At 67.6% G+C, this 16,156-nt stretch carries 16 protein-coding genes; 7 read left to right on the top strand and 9 right to left on the bottom strand.

The features are described 5' to 3' along the window. Positions 1 to 17 precede the first annotated feature (17 nt). Entirely contained in the window at positions 18 to 962 is a 945-nt protein-coding gene (locus tag OG474_RS20175; protein WP_405063884.1) for a D-2-hydroxyacid dehydrogenase, read from the bottom strand. A gap of 185 nt (positions 963 to 1,147) precedes the next feature. After that, positions 1,148 to 2,239: a hypothetical protein gene (locus OG474_RS20180; RefSeq protein ID WP_405063885.1), complete on the bottom strand. Its 1,092-nt coding sequence runs from the start codon at positions 2,237 to 2,239 to the stop codon at positions 1,148 to 1,150. 157 nt (positions 2,240 to 2,396) lie between these two features. On the opposite strand from OG474_RS20180, the gene OG474_RS20185 reads away from it, so the two are divergent. Further along, positions 2,397 to 3,407, top strand: coding sequence for a LacI family DNA-binding transcriptional regulator (locus OG474_RS20185; protein WP_405063886.1), 1,011 nt, complete (start codon positions 2,397 to 2,399; stop codon positions 3,405 to 3,407). Positions 3,408 to 3,444: 37 nt separating this feature from the next. On the opposite strand, the gene OG474_RS20190 is transcribed toward OG474_RS20185, so the two are convergent. From OG474_RS20190 to OG474_RS20200, 3 genes are all read right to left on the bottom strand, one after another. After that, the gene (locus OG474_RS20190; protein ID WP_405056218.1) at positions 3,445 to 4,329 is read right to left on the bottom strand and encodes an IS3 family transposase; all 885 of its coding nucleotides are present in this window, start codon (positions 4,327 to 4,329) and stop codon (positions 3,445 to 3,447) included. Beyond that, positions 4,326 to 4,646, bottom strand: coding sequence for a transposase (locus tag OG474_RS20195; protein ID WP_405056219.1), 321 nt, complete (start codon positions 4,644 to 4,646; stop codon positions 4,326 to 4,328). The genes OG474_RS20190 and OG474_RS20195 overlap by 4 nt, the downstream gene beginning before the upstream one ends. Before the next feature lie 371 nt (positions 4,647 to 5,017). Beyond that, complete coding sequence (locus OG474_RS20200; protein ID WP_405061708.1) at positions 5,018 to 6,100, bottom strand: IS110 family transposase; 1,083 nt, start codon at positions 6,098 to 6,100, stop codon at positions 5,018 to 5,020. Positions 6,101 to 7,794: 1,694 nt separating this feature from the next. On the opposite strand from OG474_RS20200, the gene OG474_RS20205 reads away from it, so the two are divergent. After that, positions 7,795 to 8,226: a GNAT family N-acetyltransferase gene (locus OG474_RS20205; RefSeq protein WP_405063887.1), complete on the top strand. Its 432-nt coding sequence runs from the start codon at positions 7,795 to 7,797 to the stop codon at positions 8,224 to 8,226. On the opposite strand, the gene OG474_RS20210 is transcribed toward OG474_RS20205, so the two are convergent. The 4 genes from OG474_RS20210 to OG474_RS20225 all read right to left on the bottom strand — a co-directional run bounded on the left by OG474_RS20210 (position 8,223) and on the right by OG474_RS20225 (position 12,476). Then, entirely contained in the window at positions 8,223 to 8,567 is a 345-nt protein-coding gene (locus OG474_RS20210; RefSeq protein WP_405063888.1) for a YciI family protein, read from the bottom strand. The genes OG474_RS20205 and OG474_RS20210 overlap by 4 nt on opposite strands. A gap of 10 nt (positions 8,568 to 8,577) precedes the next feature. After that, the gene (locus OG474_RS20215) at positions 8,578 to 9,528 is read right to left on the bottom strand and encodes an aldo/keto reductase (RefSeq protein ID WP_405063889.1); all 951 of its coding nucleotides are present in this window, start codon (positions 9,526 to 9,528) and stop codon (positions 8,578 to 8,580) included. 748 nt (positions 9,529 to 10,276) lie between these two features. Beyond that, complete coding sequence (locus tag OG474_RS20220; RefSeq protein ID WP_405064599.1) at positions 10,277 to 11,440, bottom strand: hypothetical protein; 1,164 nt, start codon at positions 11,438 to 11,440, stop codon at positions 10,277 to 10,279. Beyond that, positions 11,424 to 12,476, bottom strand: a complete 1,053-nt coding sequence (locus OG474_RS20225) for a glycosyltransferase (RefSeq protein WP_405063890.1) — start codon at positions 12,474 to 12,476, stop codon at positions 11,424 to 11,426. The genes OG474_RS20220 and OG474_RS20225 overlap by 17 nt, the downstream gene beginning before the upstream one ends. 175 nt (positions 12,477 to 12,651) lie before the next feature. Here OG474_RS20225 and OG474_RS20230 point away from each other — a divergent pair, with 175 nt between their 5' ends. From OG474_RS20230 to OG474_RS20250, 5 genes are read left to right on the top strand one after another with little or no spacing between them, the layout of a single operon-like run. After that, positions 12,652 to 13,206: a TetR/AcrR family transcriptional regulator gene (locus tag OG474_RS20230; protein ID WP_405063891.1), complete on the top strand. Its 555-nt coding sequence runs from the start codon at positions 12,652 to 12,654 to the stop codon at positions 13,204 to 13,206. Beyond that, complete coding sequence (locus OG474_RS20235; protein ID WP_405063892.1) at positions 13,203 to 14,060, top strand: LLM class F420-dependent oxidoreductase; 858 nt, start codon at positions 13,203 to 13,205, stop codon at positions 14,058 to 14,060. Before OG474_RS20230 ends, OG474_RS20235 begins: the two co-directional genes overlap by 4 nt. Before the next feature lie 54 nt (positions 14,061 to 14,114). Continuing rightward, positions 14,115 to 15,680, top strand: a complete 1,566-nt coding sequence (aceB, locus tag OG474_RS20240) for a malate synthase A (RefSeq protein ID WP_405063893.1) — start codon at positions 14,115 to 14,117, stop codon at positions 15,678 to 15,680. A 54-nt stretch (positions 15,681 to 15,734) separates the two neighbouring features. After that, entirely contained in the window at positions 15,735 to 15,914 is a 180-nt protein-coding gene (locus tag OG474_RS20245) for a hypothetical protein (RefSeq protein ID WP_405063894.1), read from the top strand. Continuing rightward, a complete protein-coding gene (locus OG474_RS20250; RefSeq protein WP_405063895.1) occupies positions 15,911 to 16,033 on the top strand; it encodes a hypothetical protein in 123 nt (40 codons plus the stop codon). Before OG474_RS20245 ends, OG474_RS20250 begins: the two co-directional genes overlap by 4 nt. Positions 16,034 to 16,156: the final 123 nt, after the last annotated feature.

Below are 16,156 nucleotides of genomic sequence, written 5' to 3' on the forward strand. Positions count from 1 at the left end.
TCGGGGCGGTAGGACAATCAGAACCGCTGGGCTTTGTCGACCTGGTTGATCAACGGGTCCCCAGCGAGGAACCGACGGGTGTTCTCCAGCAGTACGGCGAATCGTCGTTCGGCCGCGTGGGGACCGGCACCGGCCACATGCGGCGTGATCAGTACGTCGGGCCGTGCCCACAGCGGGTGGTTCGGTGGCAGTGGCTCGGTCTCGAAGACGTCGAGGGCGGCTCCTTTGAGCCGTCCCTGTTCGAGCGCTTCGGTGAGGTCGTCGAGCCGGACGGTCGGCCCGCGACCGACGTTCACGAACAGCGCTGTCGGTTTGAAGTGCTGCAGGAGCGCGGCATCGACCAGGCCCTCGGTCGCGGGGGTGTGCGGCACGGTCAGTACGACGATGTCCGCTTCCGGGAGCAGTTGCTCGAGCGCCTCGACTGGGTGGACGGCCTTGAATCCCTTTGGTGCCTGGGTGATTCGGGCGTCGACGCCGACAACCGTCGTACCGAACTCAGCGAGCAACCGGCCGACCTCAGCCCCCACCGCACCGGCCCCGATGATCAGCGCGGACGCCTCGCCAAGCGGCAACACCGAGCCCGGATCCCAGTCGGGCGCCCACTGAGCGGTCTGCTGATCCTCGAGGTATCGCGGCAATCCGCGAGCCATGGCCAGCACCAACGCCAACGTGTGCGCAGCCACGTGATCGGTGTACGTGTCCCGCATGTTCGTCACAGTCACGGGATGCTCAACCAGCGCCGGGTAGTAGAACTCCGGCGCCGGCCCTGCCTGCGGCGCCTGCAACCACCGAAGCCGAGCCGCGTGTGCGAGCAGCTCCTCGGGCAGTACGCCGTACGCCGCATCTGCCTGAGCAATCACCTCACCCGCATCCCCCTCCGGCCGCAAGACCCGCACCCCCGGCAGTGCAGCCTCCAACCGGCCCGGCCAGTCAGCGTTCTCCGCATCCTGAGGCGGCACCATCACCAGCACCACGCCACTCCCACCCCGCCCACCGGCTTCTCCGAGATCGGACTCGGGACCTGGGGCGTGCTCCGCCCCCCATCGAGCCCCCACCCGGAAGGCGTGCTCCGCTGCTGAGGTGGGCTCCGGGCCTGCTTCTGACCGGGACGCGGCCTGCGCCCCGGAGCTCACGCCCTTGCTCGGCGTCATCGGGTCGCCTCGGCTATTGCGGTGCGGATGCGGTCGAGACGTGCTCTCGAGGCGAGGCCTACGTGGTAGTACCTGACTTCGGCGGCGCCTGCTTCCAGTAGCTGCGTTACGCCGTCCCAGCGATCGTCGAGGGCTGTCACGTTCGCGACTAGTGGAACGTCGGTTCGTTGGGCTGCTGCCTTGAGCTGGCGGGCTGCCGTTCCGGGGTCGCCCCAGCATTTGAGGACGAAGGCGTCGGGGGTGACGGATTGGAAGTCGACGCCCACGTCGGGCCCGGTGACCCAGGGGTCGTCTGTTGCCATGAGCAACACTCGGCGGTTGCCGGCCAGGGACTTCGCGTCGCGGACCAGTCCGCCGATCACGGTTGCTCGGTGTGCGAGTAGGGCAGTTGCGTCGACTTCCGCCGTACCTGATCCGTGGAGTTCGCCGTCCACGGCTGAGCGGACTGCGCGGGCTAGACGGTCGGCGTCCGGGCCGAGCGCCGTACGGCAGGCTGTGCAGAAGCAGAGGGAGAGTAGGCGGCGGGCGGTAGGGGAGAGATCGGCGCCTTCGGTCTTCTCGTGATGGCTGCCGTGGTCGAAGCCCAGCCAGCCGCATGCTTCGAGCATCAGCGCGCTGACGTCGTACTGAGCGCAGACCTCGCTCACGATCGTCAGCGCGTACTCGCGGACCGCCTGGTGCGACGCGCAGAGCGCATACGGGTAGCGCTCACCGTAGGCGTTCCGCACGGTCAGCTCCGGGTGGGCGGTGCCGAGCGCGGAGGAGTGGGTGAGCACCAGCCACGCCTCGACCGAGAGCCCGGCGGCGGCGAGCCCGGCGGCCGCCGTACCGAATCGGTCTGGGTTTTCCACACCCCAGCTCGGGGCCAGTGGACGGAGGCCGGGCCAGCGGTCGGCGCGGATCGGGAAGTAGGCCGCGGCGTGCTCGGCGTGGACGACGCGGTGGGCCGGGTGCCACGGGGTGATGCCGCGGACCGCGTGGTACGCCGCCTGCAGCGTCACCGTGTCCGCGCCCAGCCCGGCGATCCGGGCGGCGGCATCGGGGTCGCCGACCAGGTCCCACGTGTACGCGAAGACGCCGTGACTCACGAGCCTCACTCCTGTTGGTAAACGCTTGCCGGGATCGAGTTCGCCCAGAGTAGATCCGGCGGGTCGGCTCCGGCAAGAGCTGAGAAAGCGGTTTCATATCCACAGGTTGTGCACGACCTTGTGGATGAGTAATTCTGAGAAAGGGATTTCAGAGGAGGTGAGACAGTCGCGAGCCAACACCCAGCGGGTGACGATCACCGACGTCGGCGCGGCCGCCGGGGTCTCGCCGGCCACCGTCTCCCGGGTTCTGAACGGCACGGCCAAGGTCGACGCCGCCCTCGCCGACCGCGTCCAGACCGCCGTCCGGACCCTCGGCTACCGTCCGAACGCGGCCGCGCAAGGACTGGCGAAGGGTCGCTGGGGCACGATCGGCGTACTCGTCCCGGACCTCGCCAACCCGTACTTCCCCGAGATCCTCAAAGCCGTCAGTGCCGTCGCCCGCGCCAACGGCCACCGCGTGATGATCATGGAGTCCGAGGAAAACCCGGCGGTCGAGCCAGAGCTCGTCGCAGACCTCCTCCGCAGCTGCGACGGCCTGTTGCTCTGCTCACCCCGGATGCGCCGCGACCAGCTCGTCGACCTGGCCGATCGCGGGCACCCGATGGTGCTCGTCAACCGCATCGTCCCCGGCCTCGCCGTACCGTCGATCTCAGTCGACTTCTACGGCGGTACGACGCTCATCTGCGGCCATCTCGCCCAACTCGGCCACCGCGAGGTGGCTTACCTCAGCGGCCCGGAAGCCTCCTGGGCCAACGGCGAACGGATCCGCGCGCTCGAAGCAGCCGCCGCCTTCGGCCTCCGGGTCACGGTCCTGCCCTGCGGAGCAACCGCCGCCGACGGCCACCGGGCGGCGGACCAGATCCTGGAGACCTCAGCCACCGCAGTGGTCACCTACAACGACCTGGTCGCCCAAGGTGCGCTCACCAAACTCCACCAACTGGGCATCGCCGTACCAACCGACCTCTCGGTCGTCGGCTTCGACAACCTCTCCCTCGACTGGTCCGGCCAAACCACCCTCACCACGGTCTCCATGCCCCGGGACAACCTAGGCCGCCAAGCCGCCGACCTCCTAGAACACCTCATGACCGGCACCCCCGACACCCACCCCCGCCTCCTCCCCACCAACCTCCTGATCCACCAAACCACCGCCCCACCCCCACCGCACTGATATGGAGTGGAGTGTTCCCGCTTTTTTGGACGCCGGTTTAGGCTGCCAGTTGGTTGATTTCTCTGAACCCTAGCTCGTATTCTCGGGGTGTCAAATATCCGAGAGTGGAGTGACGGCGGATAGTGTTGAAGTAGTCATCTACCCAGTCGATTGTTGCGGCCGTGAGGGTTTTAAGGTCCGGCCAGGGCCGGGTGTGGATGAGTTCTTTCTTGTAAGTCGCGAATGTTGATTCGGATACCGCATTGTCGTAACAGATCCCGGTCCGGCCGAGCGATCTGCGGATTCCGGCTTTTGTGCAGTACCGGTCGAATTCGCTGGATGTGTATTGTGTGCCGCGGTCGGAATGGAAGATGACACCGGCCGATGGTTTCCGGTTCGCGATGGCCATGTCGAGCGCGTCGGTGACGAGGCTGGTGCGCATGTGGTCGGCGATCGCGTAGCCGATGATGGCGCGCGAATGCAGGTCGATCACGGTCGCGACGTAGGCCCAGCCGGTCCAGGTCTTGACGTAGGTGATGTCTCCGCACCACTTCTGGTTCAGTTCGTCAGCAGTGAACGAGCGGTCGATCAGGTCTGGTGCGTTGACTGGATGGTCGCCGTGGACCGTGGTTCGCTTCCAGGCCTTCGGATGCCGGCCACGCAGCCCGGCCAGCCGCATCAGACGGTAGACGCGCTTGTGCCCGACCCGGTGCCCGGCAGCGGCCAGCTCCGCGCGCATCCGCCGCACGCCAGGGTTCCCGCGCGCCTGAGCATGCAGATGCCGCAGGAGCACCATCAACGCCTCGTCGTCGGTCTGGTGCTGCGACGGGGCAGCTTTGCGCCAGGCGTAGTAGCCCGACCTGGAGACACCCAGCTCGGCGCACATGAACGCCACCGGATAAACATCGGAATCAGCCCAATCCGCGACAGCAGCGAAAATCACTGCTTTCCTTTCGCGAACCAGGTCGCTACTTTTTTCGCGAACTCGACCTGCATCTGCAGCTCGGCAATCGCGGCCTTGTCATTCTTGGCCTGTTCCCGCAACCGGATCAGCTCCAGCCGCTCGGACTCACCCAACGGGCCATCATCAGGCACCGCCGGCTCCTCGGAGTCTTTAGCTTTCTTCACCCATCTACCCAACGTCATCTCGTGAACACCGATATTGCGCGCGACCTCAGCAACCGACCGGCCACCAGCAAGCACGAAACCCACCGCCTCGCGCTTGTACTCCTCACTGAAACTACGACGAGTCGAACCCATCTACAAACTCCCGACGAATCGGGCAGCTACCCCCGGTGTCCACCGAAGCGGGAACGGTTCAGGAGCGACCTGCTGTCAAGGGGCAGGGTGAGGCGCCCGGCTGGGATGTTGCCCGGTCGGGCGCCTCGTGGCTTCGTTGGCGCGTGGGCTGTTGTGGTGAGCGTGTCGTTGGCGACGCGCGGTCAGACTGATATGCGCGGGTTGGTTACCGCAGGACGGGGTGTTCGGCTGGAGCGGGTCCGCGTGTCTAACATCGAGCGTGACCGCCTCTCCCTGTCGGAAGGGGTGCTGGTTGCTCATAGTGCCGGTCGCGGGTTTGCTCCACGCGCTGTCACCACTGGCCTTTGGTCGACGAAGCCGGTTTGTGGGGGCTAGTCGTCCATGATGGCCAGTGACCAGCACCAGCCGGCGAGTTCGCGGGCGATAGCGACGTCGGCGATGGTGGATCTCTTGTTCCGTTCGAGGAACTTGATCCAGCGGGCGTGCAGGCGCCGGTTGCCGGCGTCGCCGCGTGCTCGGGCTGCGGGGGTGGCCAGTGCCCAGCGGTCGTGGATGGTTTTGCCTGGCCGGTAGCGGGTGCGGTGGTGCCAGGCGGCCTCGACCAGGAGCCGGCGGGCGTGGGTGTTCCCGGTCTTGGTGATCGGGCCCTGGACGCGTGATGCGCCTGATGAGTGTTCGCTGGGCACGAGGCCGACGAACGAGCCGATGGTGTTGCCGGTGAACCGGGTCCAGTCACCGATCTCGACCGCGAGCGCGAACCCGGTCAAGGTCGCGACACCGCGCAGGCAGCCCAGCCTGCGGGTCACGGCGGTGAACTCTGAATCGGCTGCCATCGCTGTGATCGCGCCATCGAGGCGGTCGCGGCGCGCGCTGGTGGTCAGGACGCAGTCGTAGCAGGAATCGAACGTCAGCCGTGACGCCGGCATCTCGAAGTGTTGACTGCGCAGCCAGGCGTCATGTTTGCCGGTCCAGGCAGCACCGCCGGAGTAGACGATCCCGTGCCGTAATAGCAGTTTCGACAACCGGTGCCGCGCGCGCATCAGGTCACCGCGGCAGTCTTCCCGGGCCCGGACCAGATCGCGTGCTGTCTCCTGCCCGATGCTCGGCACCGCGACCGGCGTGATCTCGTCGAGTCGCAGCAGCCGCGCTAGATGGATCGCGTCCTTGGCGTCGGTCTTCACCCGGTCACCAGTTGGGCGTTGCAGTTTCGACGGTGCCGCGACCTCGCACCGCACCCCGGCAGACATCAACGCCCGATACAGCCCGAACCCGGTCGGCCCGGCCTCATACGTCACCGCGACCGGTCCCGGTAACTGCCGAATCCAGGACCGGATGTGGTCATGGGCCGGGGTCAGCCTGGCCTGCACCAGTTCGCCGGTGACTCCATCGATCGCAGCGGCCGCGACCGATCGGGCGTGCACGTCCAGCCCAACACTCGTACGCTCGGTAAACACCGGGGGCCTCCCCACATTGTCGGATAGGCCGAGCAGCCGAAATCTGCTCGGTAACCCACGAATCTGTGCGGTGAGGCCCCCGGCCCACAACCCCTCACCGTGCTAGGGCCATCGGCCACAGCTCGCCGTTGCCCGGCAGGCGGCCAAACCAGCCGGCCGATGCGACGGCGTCAACGTGGAGCACGCGCAGCGCAGCGAGCATGAACGACGTTGACACCGGCCCACCGGCCGGCTCCACAATCCATCCGCCGGGAACGGTGCCACGCCTCCACCGCCTACAAACCCGAGAGTCACTCCATACCGTCTAACCGGCGGATTTTCGTCACCGGGAGGCTGTTGCAGAATCGGCGTGGCGTTGGTGACTGCAATCCGGTGGCTGGGCGGGGTTGGTGCGGGTTCACGGATGATTGCTGCCGGTATTTGGCAGTAGGTCTCCGTGGACCTGTGGCTGGGCGGGGTTTGTGCGTGTTTGCGGGGAGCTGCTGTCGCTGGGTGGCAGCAGATCCCCGCAGAGGTGGTTGGTGTGCCCCCGATTCGCGCCGCACCGGACAGGCCGGACACGTAGCCGGTGGCTGGTCGCCGCGGCGGCCGATTTACTGAAGCGCTAGGCGGGCGTCGCCTGTGGCTGAGGGGGATGGCGAGGCCGGTGACCGCGTGTCCGTCGCCTGAGCTTCCGGGCTTGGGTTGCGGTCCCGGAAAAACGAGGGGATCTCCCCGCAAGTTGCTGGTTCTCCCCTCAATATTTGAGCAGAGAAGGGCCCATTTGAACGGATAGCCAGTGAAATTCCGCACGCTGGCAGCCGACCCGAACCGCAGTGGACAACCACGGCGGCGAATCACCTGACAGGCCTCCTGATCGGCGGCGGAAGCCACAGCCCGCCAGCCACAGGGCAACCCCAACCGCGGTCACCGACCGCACCATCCCCCTCAGCCGAAGACCGCACCAGCCACCCGCATCAGTAAAACCGGCCGCAGCGGCGACCAGCCACCGCGCACATCGCCGGCCGGATGCGAGCGGTCGGATGGGACGGGCACATTCGGGGAGGCGGAGTTCCTGGCCGGCCAAAGTCCTCAGCCACCGCGACCGATCACCTGCGGCGAAATCGCAACAGGCACCGAGCACCCAAAATCCACCGGCTAACGCGATGCCCCCTCAGCCCGCACCGGTCACCCGAGACGAACGCCGCCGCGCCCCGCTGACCCGCGCGTTCGCGGACCGCCCCCACTGATCAACCTCGGCCGCGCCCGCCTCTCCACGCTCAACCGCTGCGCGAATTTCCTCGCCGGGGTGAGTTGGTCAGTGGCGCAGGTCCGCCCTCGCCGTTCAGCTCAGCCGCCGGCCCAACCGTTCACCGGGCGAGCACCGGGAGCGGCTCGCCCCACGCCGCGGACCGCCATCACCCAGTAACCTCCGCGTCGTCCACCTCCCCACGCTCACCCGTCGCCCGAATTCCTCGCCAGGGCGGGTCAGGTTGGTGGGTGCACAAGGTTGAGGCCGCCTCGTTTCGTGCGCGAAGGTGGGTGGGCTGCTCTTTGTGCGCGAAGGGCAGCTTTGGGAACGCCTCAGGCAGTTCTTGGCGTCGGGGATGGTTGGTGGGGGCACAAAGTTGGGGTTTCTGCGCGAGGGGGCGCGAGTGTGGGGGTGGGAGGAAACGGGATGGCGTGGGGGGATGGGGCGCAATTACGTTGGGGGGATGGAGATTGGGGATGTGGGGGCGGAGGAGTATCGGCGGGCGGCGGAGTTGTGGGAGGCGTCGGTTCGGGCCACGCATGACTTTGTGACCGAGGCGGATCTGGAGGTTTTTCGGCCGCTGGTGAGGAGTGCGTTCGGGGGGATTCCGCACCTGGCTGGATTGCGGGCGGACGATGGCACGCTGATCGGGTTCATCGGGGTGGCGGAGGGGAACGTCGAGATGTTGTTCCTGGATCCGGCGTATCGGGGGCAGGGCGGCGGGACGCTACTGCTCGACCATGCTCGCGCGGAGTTCGCGGCGGAGAAGGTCGATGTGAATGAGCAGAACCCGCAGGCCGTTGGTTTCTACGAGCACTACGGGTTCAAGCTGGTCGGCCGGAGTGAGCGGGACTCGACGAACAAGCCCTACCCGATTTTGCACATGACGCTTTAGCCGGCGATCTCGAGGATGTCGATCTCGGTGTAGGGGTCGGCTTCGGCGAAGCGCAGCGCCCACCGGATCGCGTCGTCCTTGGAGTCGACGCGGATGATCGACAGTCCGGCGACGAGCTCCTTGGTCTCGGCGAACGGGCCGTCGACCACGCGGGCGGGGCCGGGCTGCGCGACCGAGATGCGGGCGCCGTGGGAGCTCGGCATCAGGCCCTCGGCGACCAGCAGGATGCCGGCCTGCCGCATCTCCTCGAGTACGGCGTCCGCGCGCGCCAGGATCTCGGCGGACGGCGGGTTGCCCGCTTCGAGTGAATCGTTCGTCTTGTGGAGCAGCATGAACCGCATGCCGCCGACTCTAATGCGCGGCGAGCTCGCCCCAGAATGGTTCGGGAACGGCGTGTTCCAGCCAACCGGCGACCTCGCTGATCTCCTGCGGGCTGCGCGCGCCGACCACCACGGCCGGTACGGCGGGATGCCGCAGCGGGAACTGAACCGCAGCAGCCAGCATCGGTACGTCGTACCGGCGGCACAGCTCGCGGAGTCGGTCGATCCGGGCGAGCAACTCGGCCGGCACTCGCGCATACCCGTGGGGAGCGCCTGCTGCGGTATCGGCGAGGACCCCGCCCTGGAACACGCCAGCTGCAAGCACGGCGACCCCGAGCTTCGAGCAGAGCGGCAGCAGTTCGTCGGTCGCGGACCGGTCGAGCAGCGTGTACCGGCCGGCCAGCAGGATGCAGTCCGGACCGGCGGCCCCGGTCTCCCGGAGGAAGCGGGCGGCGACGTCGGCGTGGTTCACACCCAGGGAGATGGCCCGGATCGCGCCGCGGCCGCGCAGCTCGTTCAGTGCGCGGAGGGCGCCGGTCGAGGCGGTCGCGAAGTCGAGGTCGGGGTCGTGGATGTGCAGGATGTCGATCCGGTCGATGCCCATCCGCTCCAGACTCGCCTCGAACGAGCGGATCACCGCGCCGTACGAGTAGTCGAGCCGCGGCCCGACCCCGGCGGGCGGTTCGGCCCAGATCGGTTGCAGGTCCGGGCCGCCCGGCTCGATCAGTCGGCCGACCTTGGTGGAGAGGACGAAGCGGTTCCGCGGGCGGCCGCGCAGGGCTAATCCGGCGCGCTGCTCGGAGACGCCGTACCCATAGACCGGAGCGGTGTCGAACAGTCGCACCCCGAGCTCCCACGCCCGGTCGATCGTCGCGATCGCCTGCGACTCGGGCACCGCGGCGAACATCCCTCCGATCGACGCCAGCCCCAACCCCAACTTGCTGACCCGCAACCCCGTCCGCCCCAACTCCACACTCCGCATGCCGCGACCCTAGAAGCCCCCACCGACATTCCCCGCGCCCCGCCGTACCGATCGATGCCCGCCCAAAGACACGCCCGCCCACCTTTGTGCACGAGGGCCAACTTTGGGCGCCCACCGACCATCGGCGGTGCCGAGAAGTGGTTGGTGGGTTCTCAAAGACACGCTGGCCCACCTTTGTGCGCGAGGTCGATCTTTGGGCGCTCACCGACCATCGGCGGTGCCGAGAAGTGGTTGGTGGGTTCTCAAAGACACGCTGGCCCACCTTTGTGCGCGAGGTCGATCTTTGGGCGCTCACCGACCACCGGCGGTGCCGAGAAGTGGTTGGTGGGTTCTCAAAGACACGCTGGCCCACCTTTGTGCGCGAGGTCGATCTTTGGGCGCTCACCAACCATCAGCGGTGCCGAGAAGTGGTTGGTGGGTTCTCAAAGACACGCTGGCCCACCTTTGTGCGCGAGGTCCAACTTTGGGCGCCCACCGACCACCGGCGGTGCCGAGAAGTGGTTGGTGGGTTCCCAAAGACACGCCGGCCCACCTTTGTGCACGAGGTCCAACTTTGGGCGCCCACCAACCATCGGCGGTGCCGAGAAGTGGTTGGTGGGTTCTCAAAGACACGCTGGCCCACCTTTGTGCACGAGGGCCATCTTTGGGCGCCCACCGACCATCGGCGGTGCCGAAAAGTGGTTGGTGGGTTCCCAAAGATGGGGTTCGCGCACGAGGAGAAGCGGGCGCACCTTTGGGGGAAGGGGCGCTAGAGGGGGTGGACTAGGTGGGGGAGGGAGTTGGGGGCGTAGTAGATGTCGGGGGTGGGGCAGAGGGGGGCGGTGGTTAGGTGGTCGGGGGCGGCGAGCAGGGTGGCGTGGCCTGCGGCGATGGGGCCGGCCAGGTATTCGTGGCCGGGGAGGTTGGCGACGGCGGTGCGGCAGCCGAGGGCCATGCCTTCGAAGAGGGCCGTGGTGGAGACGCCGACCTGGTACGTCGCCTTCGCGAGCAGGTCGAGGGTGTTCCCCGAGGTGGAGAGCTGCACGCCGGCCGAGGGGTTGTAGTCGGCTGCGTGTTCGCTCGGGTGCAGCCGGAAGAGGACCCGCAGCGATGGGTTCGCCTTGGCGACGGATTCGGCGACGTTCAGCAGGTCGCCACCGGTTGTGCCTTGCGAGAGGAAGACCGCGAGCGACGGATCCTTCGGGCCGGCAGCGGGCAGGTACGGCGAGCCGACGACGGACGTCTGCATGCCCGCGGGAAGGTCCGCGACTGAGGACCAGTAGGAGCCGAAGGTCCACAGCTCGTCCGGCTGATCGGCGACCACCGGGCGGCCGGGGTAGCTGTAGCCGAGGTGGAACGGGCTGATCGCGCCGTGCTGCAGCTCGACGACCCGGATCCCGAGGTCGCGGGCCGCGCCGACGATGTGCTGGTGGAAGTAGGCGACGACGACGTACACGGTCTTGATGTCGTGCCGCTTCAGCAACCGGCGGTAGAGCGCCCGCAGCCGCAGATGCTTGGGCACCTCGCGGGCGAGCAGCGCGCCGACCGGAACGGAGACCCCGGTCAACGCCGACAAGGCGGAAGCAATGCCGAGCGGGTCGTCAGCGGAGCGGGAGTGCACCGCGCCGGCGGCGGAGGTGAAGAAGTCGAGGTTGCGGCTGCCACGGAGCGGTACGCCGTTGATCCCCGAGTCGAGGATCAACGCGGACGAACCGAGCGCAGCGCGGAGTTCGGAGGTGTAGATCTCGATACCGTCCGGTTTCCGCGGATGCGGAACGACCATCGAGGAGTACCGGCCGAAGAACGGATTGCGGGTCACCAGGCCGGCCACGTGCCGCCCGATCAGCCCGGCCTTGTCACCGGCCGAACGGCGGACAGGATGCGGTACGCCGTGGATTCCGCTCCGGCGGGTCAGCTCATGGAAGACGCGCATCCGGATGATCGGCCACGGGTGCGCGCCCCGGATCTGCCAGTCGAGCAGACTCAGATCCTGCTCCACCTGCCAGATCGCCCGGCACAGGCTCGCCACCGTCGTGTTCGGCGCCGTGCCGTTCCCGGTACTCGTCATGGTTGATCCCTACTATGCCTGCCAGGCTGCCGACGCCGGAGAAGAACCGGCGGACTGCCTTCAGCAGGTGCGTCTTCCGGCCGAGCAGCAGCCCGGCGAGCGCGTAACCGATCGCCGAGACCACCCGGGCCGAAGCATAGGCCAGCACCAGCACGTAGCTCACCGCGCCCGGACGGATCAGCAGCCGGCTGATCGTGTCCCCGCTGCCCGAGCGGAAGGCGCGTCGTACCAGCCAACTGAGCGTCGTCCGCGCGGCCGGCACCTCTTCGGCGATACATGCTTCCTCGCACCAGACGATCCGGAAACCAGCCCTGTGCACCCGCAGGAAGAAGTGCAGGTCGCTGGAGCCGGTGTACCGGAACGCGGGATGGAATCCCGGCGTAACCGTGTGGTAGACCCGCCGGCTGACCAGCGTGTTGTTCGTGTATGCCTTGCGCATCTCGAGCCCGGTGGTGTGCCGGCCGGTCGAGTCGTGGACGTCGCTGTAGTGGTTCCACGGTGGTGCGCCCGCTGGGAGGTTGCCCTTCACCGGGCCGGTGACAACGTCGGCACCGGACTTCTCCCACGCCTGCAGCAAGGTCGCCAGCCAGTCCGAAGGCGCGACCTCGTCGTCGTCCACGAAGATCAGCGCGTCGTCGTTCCAGCACAGCTCCACCGAGCGTTCGCGGGCGAACGGGATCCCCGGCTCCGGCTCGACCACCGACTCGATCGGGTACCGATCTCCGTCGAAGGCGGCGACCACCTGCGCCGCGGTGCCCTCGGCATCGTTGTCCACGACCACGATCCGGACCGCGTAATCCGAGTCCGCCGGGAGTTCCTGGGCCTGCAAACTCGCCAACAGTCCCCGCAACAGACCAGGCCGCCTAAACGTGATTACCGCAATGGCGACGCTGGTGCTCATAGTCCCCCGAGACTATCGGTCCCGCACCAGCTCCGGCCATCCGACGTACGTCGCCTGGTTGTCGGCAAGGACACGTAGAGGTGGGGCGTGGCGGCGCGGCGAGGTGGACGGTGAGCGTGGGCCGGTCAGTACTACGTGTCGTTACCGACGCTGTACCGATGGGTACAGTGGTGAGGTGGAGACCGTGGAGCGGTTGATCGTGAGTACGCAGGAGCTGTTGTGGGAGCGGGGGTACGTGGGGACCAGCCCGAAGGCGATCCAGGCGGCGGCCGGCGCCGGGCAGGGGAGCATGTACCACCACTTCAGTGGCAAGGCCGAGTTGGCGAAGGCTGCGATCGAGCGATCGGCCGCCGAGATGCGTGCCGCGGCCGAGGAGCAGCTCGGCGGCGCCGGTACGGCGAAAGCCCGGATCGCGGCCTATCTGAAACGGGAGCGCGAAGTGCTGCGGGGCTGCCGGATGGGGCGACTGACGGCCGATCCGGAGGTGGTCGCGGACCCGGAGCTCCGGGCGCCGCTCGACGAGACGTTCACCTGGTTGCGCACCCGGCTGGCCGAGGTGGTTGCTGAAGGCAAGCAATCACAGGAGTTCCCGGCCACGGTCGACCCGCGGACACTCGGTACGACGATCGCCGCCGTACTGCAGGGTGGGTATGTGCTCGCCCGCGCGGCCGGATCGCCGGAACCTTTCGAGCAGGCCGTTCAAGGACTCCTGGAGTTGATCGAGGCATGAAGATCGGTGCAGTGTTCCCGCAGCTCGAGATCGGTGCGGATCCGGCGGTCGTCCGGGACTGGACGCTGACCGTGGAGGCCGCCGGCTACACGCATGCGCTGGCCTACGACCACGTTCTCGGTGCGGATCCGACGAACCGCCCCGGCTGGACCGGATACACCGACAAGTCCTTGTTCCACGAGGTTTTCGTGCTGTTCGGCTACATGGCCGCGATCACGACCACGCTCGAGCTCGTCACCGGCGTTCTCGTCCTGCCGCAACGCCAGACCGCACTCGTCGCCAAACAGGCGGCCGAGGTCGACGTCCTCTCGGGCGGGCGGCTGCGGCTCGGCGTCGGCATCGGCTGGAACCAGGTCGAGTACGACGCGCTCGGCGTACCGTTCACCCAGCGCGGAGCGCGGCTGACCGAGCAGGTCGAGCTGCTCCGCAAGCTCTGGGCCGATCCGGTCCTCACCCACGAAGGCAGGTTCGACCGGGTCGACGAGGCCGGCCTCAACCCGCTGCCGGGTCGTCGGATCCCCGTCTGGTTCGGCGGCGGAGCGGACGCCGTACTGAAAAGAACCGGTCGGATCGGCGACGGCTGGATGCCGCAGGGCGCTCCGGATGACGCGATGCGCGCGCAGATCAAGACCATCCGCGAGGCCGCGGAGGAGGCCGGTCGCGACCCGGCCGAGATCGGTATCGAGGCTCGGCTGTCGCTCAACGCCGTACCGGAGGCGGAGTGGCGTGTCTACGCGGATGCCTGGCGTGACGTCGGCGCGACTCATCTCAGCGTCAACACGATGAACTTCGGGCTCGCGCGGCCCGAGGACCACGCCAAGCTCCTCCGCGAGGTCCTCCCGGCTCTGGGGTGATCCTCGTCATTCGGAGATGACAGGGCGCCGATCGCCCCGGCTAGGGTGAGCGTTATGGCCATCGAGGTGATCGGAACCAAGGGCGACCGGTACGACGAGATCCTGACCGAGCGTGCGCTCGGGCTGATCGAGCGACTGCACCGCGAGTACGACGACCGCCGGCAGGCGCTGCTGGACCGCCGTACCGGGCGGATCGCCGCGATCTCCGGTGGCGCGTCGCTCGGGTTCCTGCCGGAGACGAAGGACATCCGGGAGGACCCGGAGTGGCGGGTCGCGCCGGCCGCGCCCGGTCTGGTCGATCGGCGGGTGGAGATCACCGGCCCGACCGACCGGAAGATGACCATCAACGCGCTCAACTCCGGGGCGAAGGTCTGGCTCGCCGACCAGGAGGACGCGAACACCCCGACCTGGGAGAACGTCGTCGGCGGTCAGCTGAACCTGCTCGACGCGATCACCCGGCAGATCGACTTCAGCACCGACGCCAAGTCGTACGCGCTGAAGCCCGACGCGGAGCTCGCGACCATCGTCGTACGGCCGCGTGGTTGGCACCTGCCCGAGAAGCACATCCTGGTCGACGGTCAACCGGTGAGTGGATCGCTCGTCGACTTCGCGCTGTACTTCGTGGCCTGTGGACAACTGCAGCTGGACCGCGGCCAGGGACCGTACTTCTACCTGCCGAAGATGGAGTCGCACCTCGAGGCGCGGCTGTGGAACGACGTGTTCGTCACGGCGCAGGAGGCCCTCGGGATTCCGCGCGGGACGATCCGCGCGACCGTGCTGATCGAGACGTACCCGGCGGCGTTCGAGATGGAGGAGATCCTCTACGAGCTGCGCGAGCACTCGGCCGGTCTGAACGCGGGCCGCTGGGACTACATGTTCAGCGTGATCAAGACGCACCGCGACCGCGGGGCCGAGTTCCAGCTGCCCGATCGCAACAGCGTGACGATGACGGTGCCGTTCATGCGCGCGTACACCGAGCTGCTCGTGCGGACGTGCCACAAGCGCGGTGCGCATGCGATCGGCGGGATGGCGGCGTTCATCCCGAGCAAGGACCCGGCCGTGAACGAGCAGGCCTTCGCGAAGGTCCAGGCCGACAAGACCCGCGAGGCCGGCGACGGTTTCGACGGCTCCTGGGTCGCGCACCCCGGTATGGTGGAGACGTGCCGCGCGGTTTTCGACGCCGTACTGGGGGACAACCCCAACCAGGTCACCAAGCTCCGCGAGGACGTCGAGGTCACCGCCGAACAGCTCCTGAACGTCGCCGCCACGCCCGGCGAGGTGACCGAGGCCGGCCTGCGCAACAACATCAGCGTCGCCCTCCAGTACCTCGCCGCCTGGCTCGAAGGCACCGGCGCCGTCGGTATCTTCAACCTGATGGAGGACGCCGCCACCGCCGAGATCTCCCGCTCCCAGATCTGGCAGTGGCGCAAGAACGGCGTGGTCCTCGACACCGGCGACACCATCACCACCGACCTCGTCGAACGCCTCGCCGACGAAGAGATCAACGCCCTCCCGGAGTCGCTGCGCTACCAGTCCGCCCGAGCCCTCTTCCTCGAAGTAGCCCTCGCCGACGAGTACGTCGACTTCCTCACCCTCCCGGCCTACGACCGCTTCGCATAAAAGTGGAACGACTCCGGGCTCCGGTAGACTTGGACTGGATGGGAGGTGATCACCATGTCGGAGCCGACATCAGCACCAGATGCTCTTGACCATGCTGACACTGCCTTTTGGCGCCGGGGTGATCTCGAGGACGTCCTGCGAGGGACGGAGCCACTCCGCGAGGATGAGTCTTTTGAGATCCCGGACCTCGCCGACGACGAGTGGGACCGGTTCGTCGAGGCGATCCACGAGTGACTGCTGCAGCAGTTCTGCTCGACACGAACGTCTTCACGGCTTGGCTGAAGCCTCGATCGACGCTGATCCCGATGTACGGAAAGCACGTCTTCGGGCGTCGTATCGTGATCACCCAGTAGACGGTTGCAGAGGCCAGGTACGGCGCTGTCGTCGCAGGCTGGGGTGACAAGCGGCTGGACAACCTTGAGCGACTGATCCACCGGAGCGCAGTGCTCCCGGGCGACGACGAGACGACCTGGGCC

Origin of the sequence: Kribbella sp. NBC_01505 (assembly GCF_045040285.1) — a bacterium.
Classification (GTDB): Bacteria; Actinomycetota; Actinomycetes; order Propionibacteriales; family Kribbellaceae; genus Kribbella.

Coding starts and splice junctions, on each gene's coding strand:
- OG474_RS20175 (WP_405063884.1), bottom strand. CDS start 962: ATGGTGCCGCCTCAGGATGCGGAGAACGCTGACTGGCCGGGCCGGTTG.
- OG474_RS20195 (WP_405056219.1), bottom strand. CDS start 4,646: ATGGGTTCGACTCGTCGTAGTTTCAGTGAGGAGTACAAGCGCGAGGCG.
- OG474_RS20205 (WP_405063887.1), top strand. CDS start 7,795: ATGGAGATTGGGGATGTGGGGGCGGAGGAGTATCGGCGGGCGGCGGAG.
- OG474_RS20210 (WP_405063888.1), bottom strand. CDS start 8,567: ATGCGGTTCATGCTGCTCCACAAGACGAACGATTCACTCGAAGCGGGC.
- OG474_RS20215 (WP_405063889.1), bottom strand. CDS start 9,528: ATGCGGAGTGTGGAGTTGGGGCGGACGGGGTTGCGGGTCAGCAAGTTG.
- OG474_RS20220 (WP_405064599.1), bottom strand. CDS start 11,440: ATGCGCGTCTTCCATGAGCTGACCCGCCGGAGCGGAATCCACGGCGTA.
- OG474_RS20225 (WP_405063890.1), bottom strand. CDS start 12,476: ATGAGCACCAGCGTCGCCATTGCGGTAATCACGTTTAGGCGGCCTGGT.
- OG474_RS20235 (WP_405063892.1), top strand. CDS start 13,203: ATGAAGATCGGTGCAGTGTTCCCGCAGCTCGAGATCGGTGCGGATCCG.
- aceB (WP_405063893.1), top strand. CDS start 14,115: ATGGCCATCGAGGTGATCGGAACCAAGGGCGACCGGTACGACGAGATC.
- OG474_RS20245 (WP_405063894.1), top strand. CDS start 15,735: ATGTCGGAGCCGACATCAGCACCAGATGCTCTTGACCATGCTGACACT.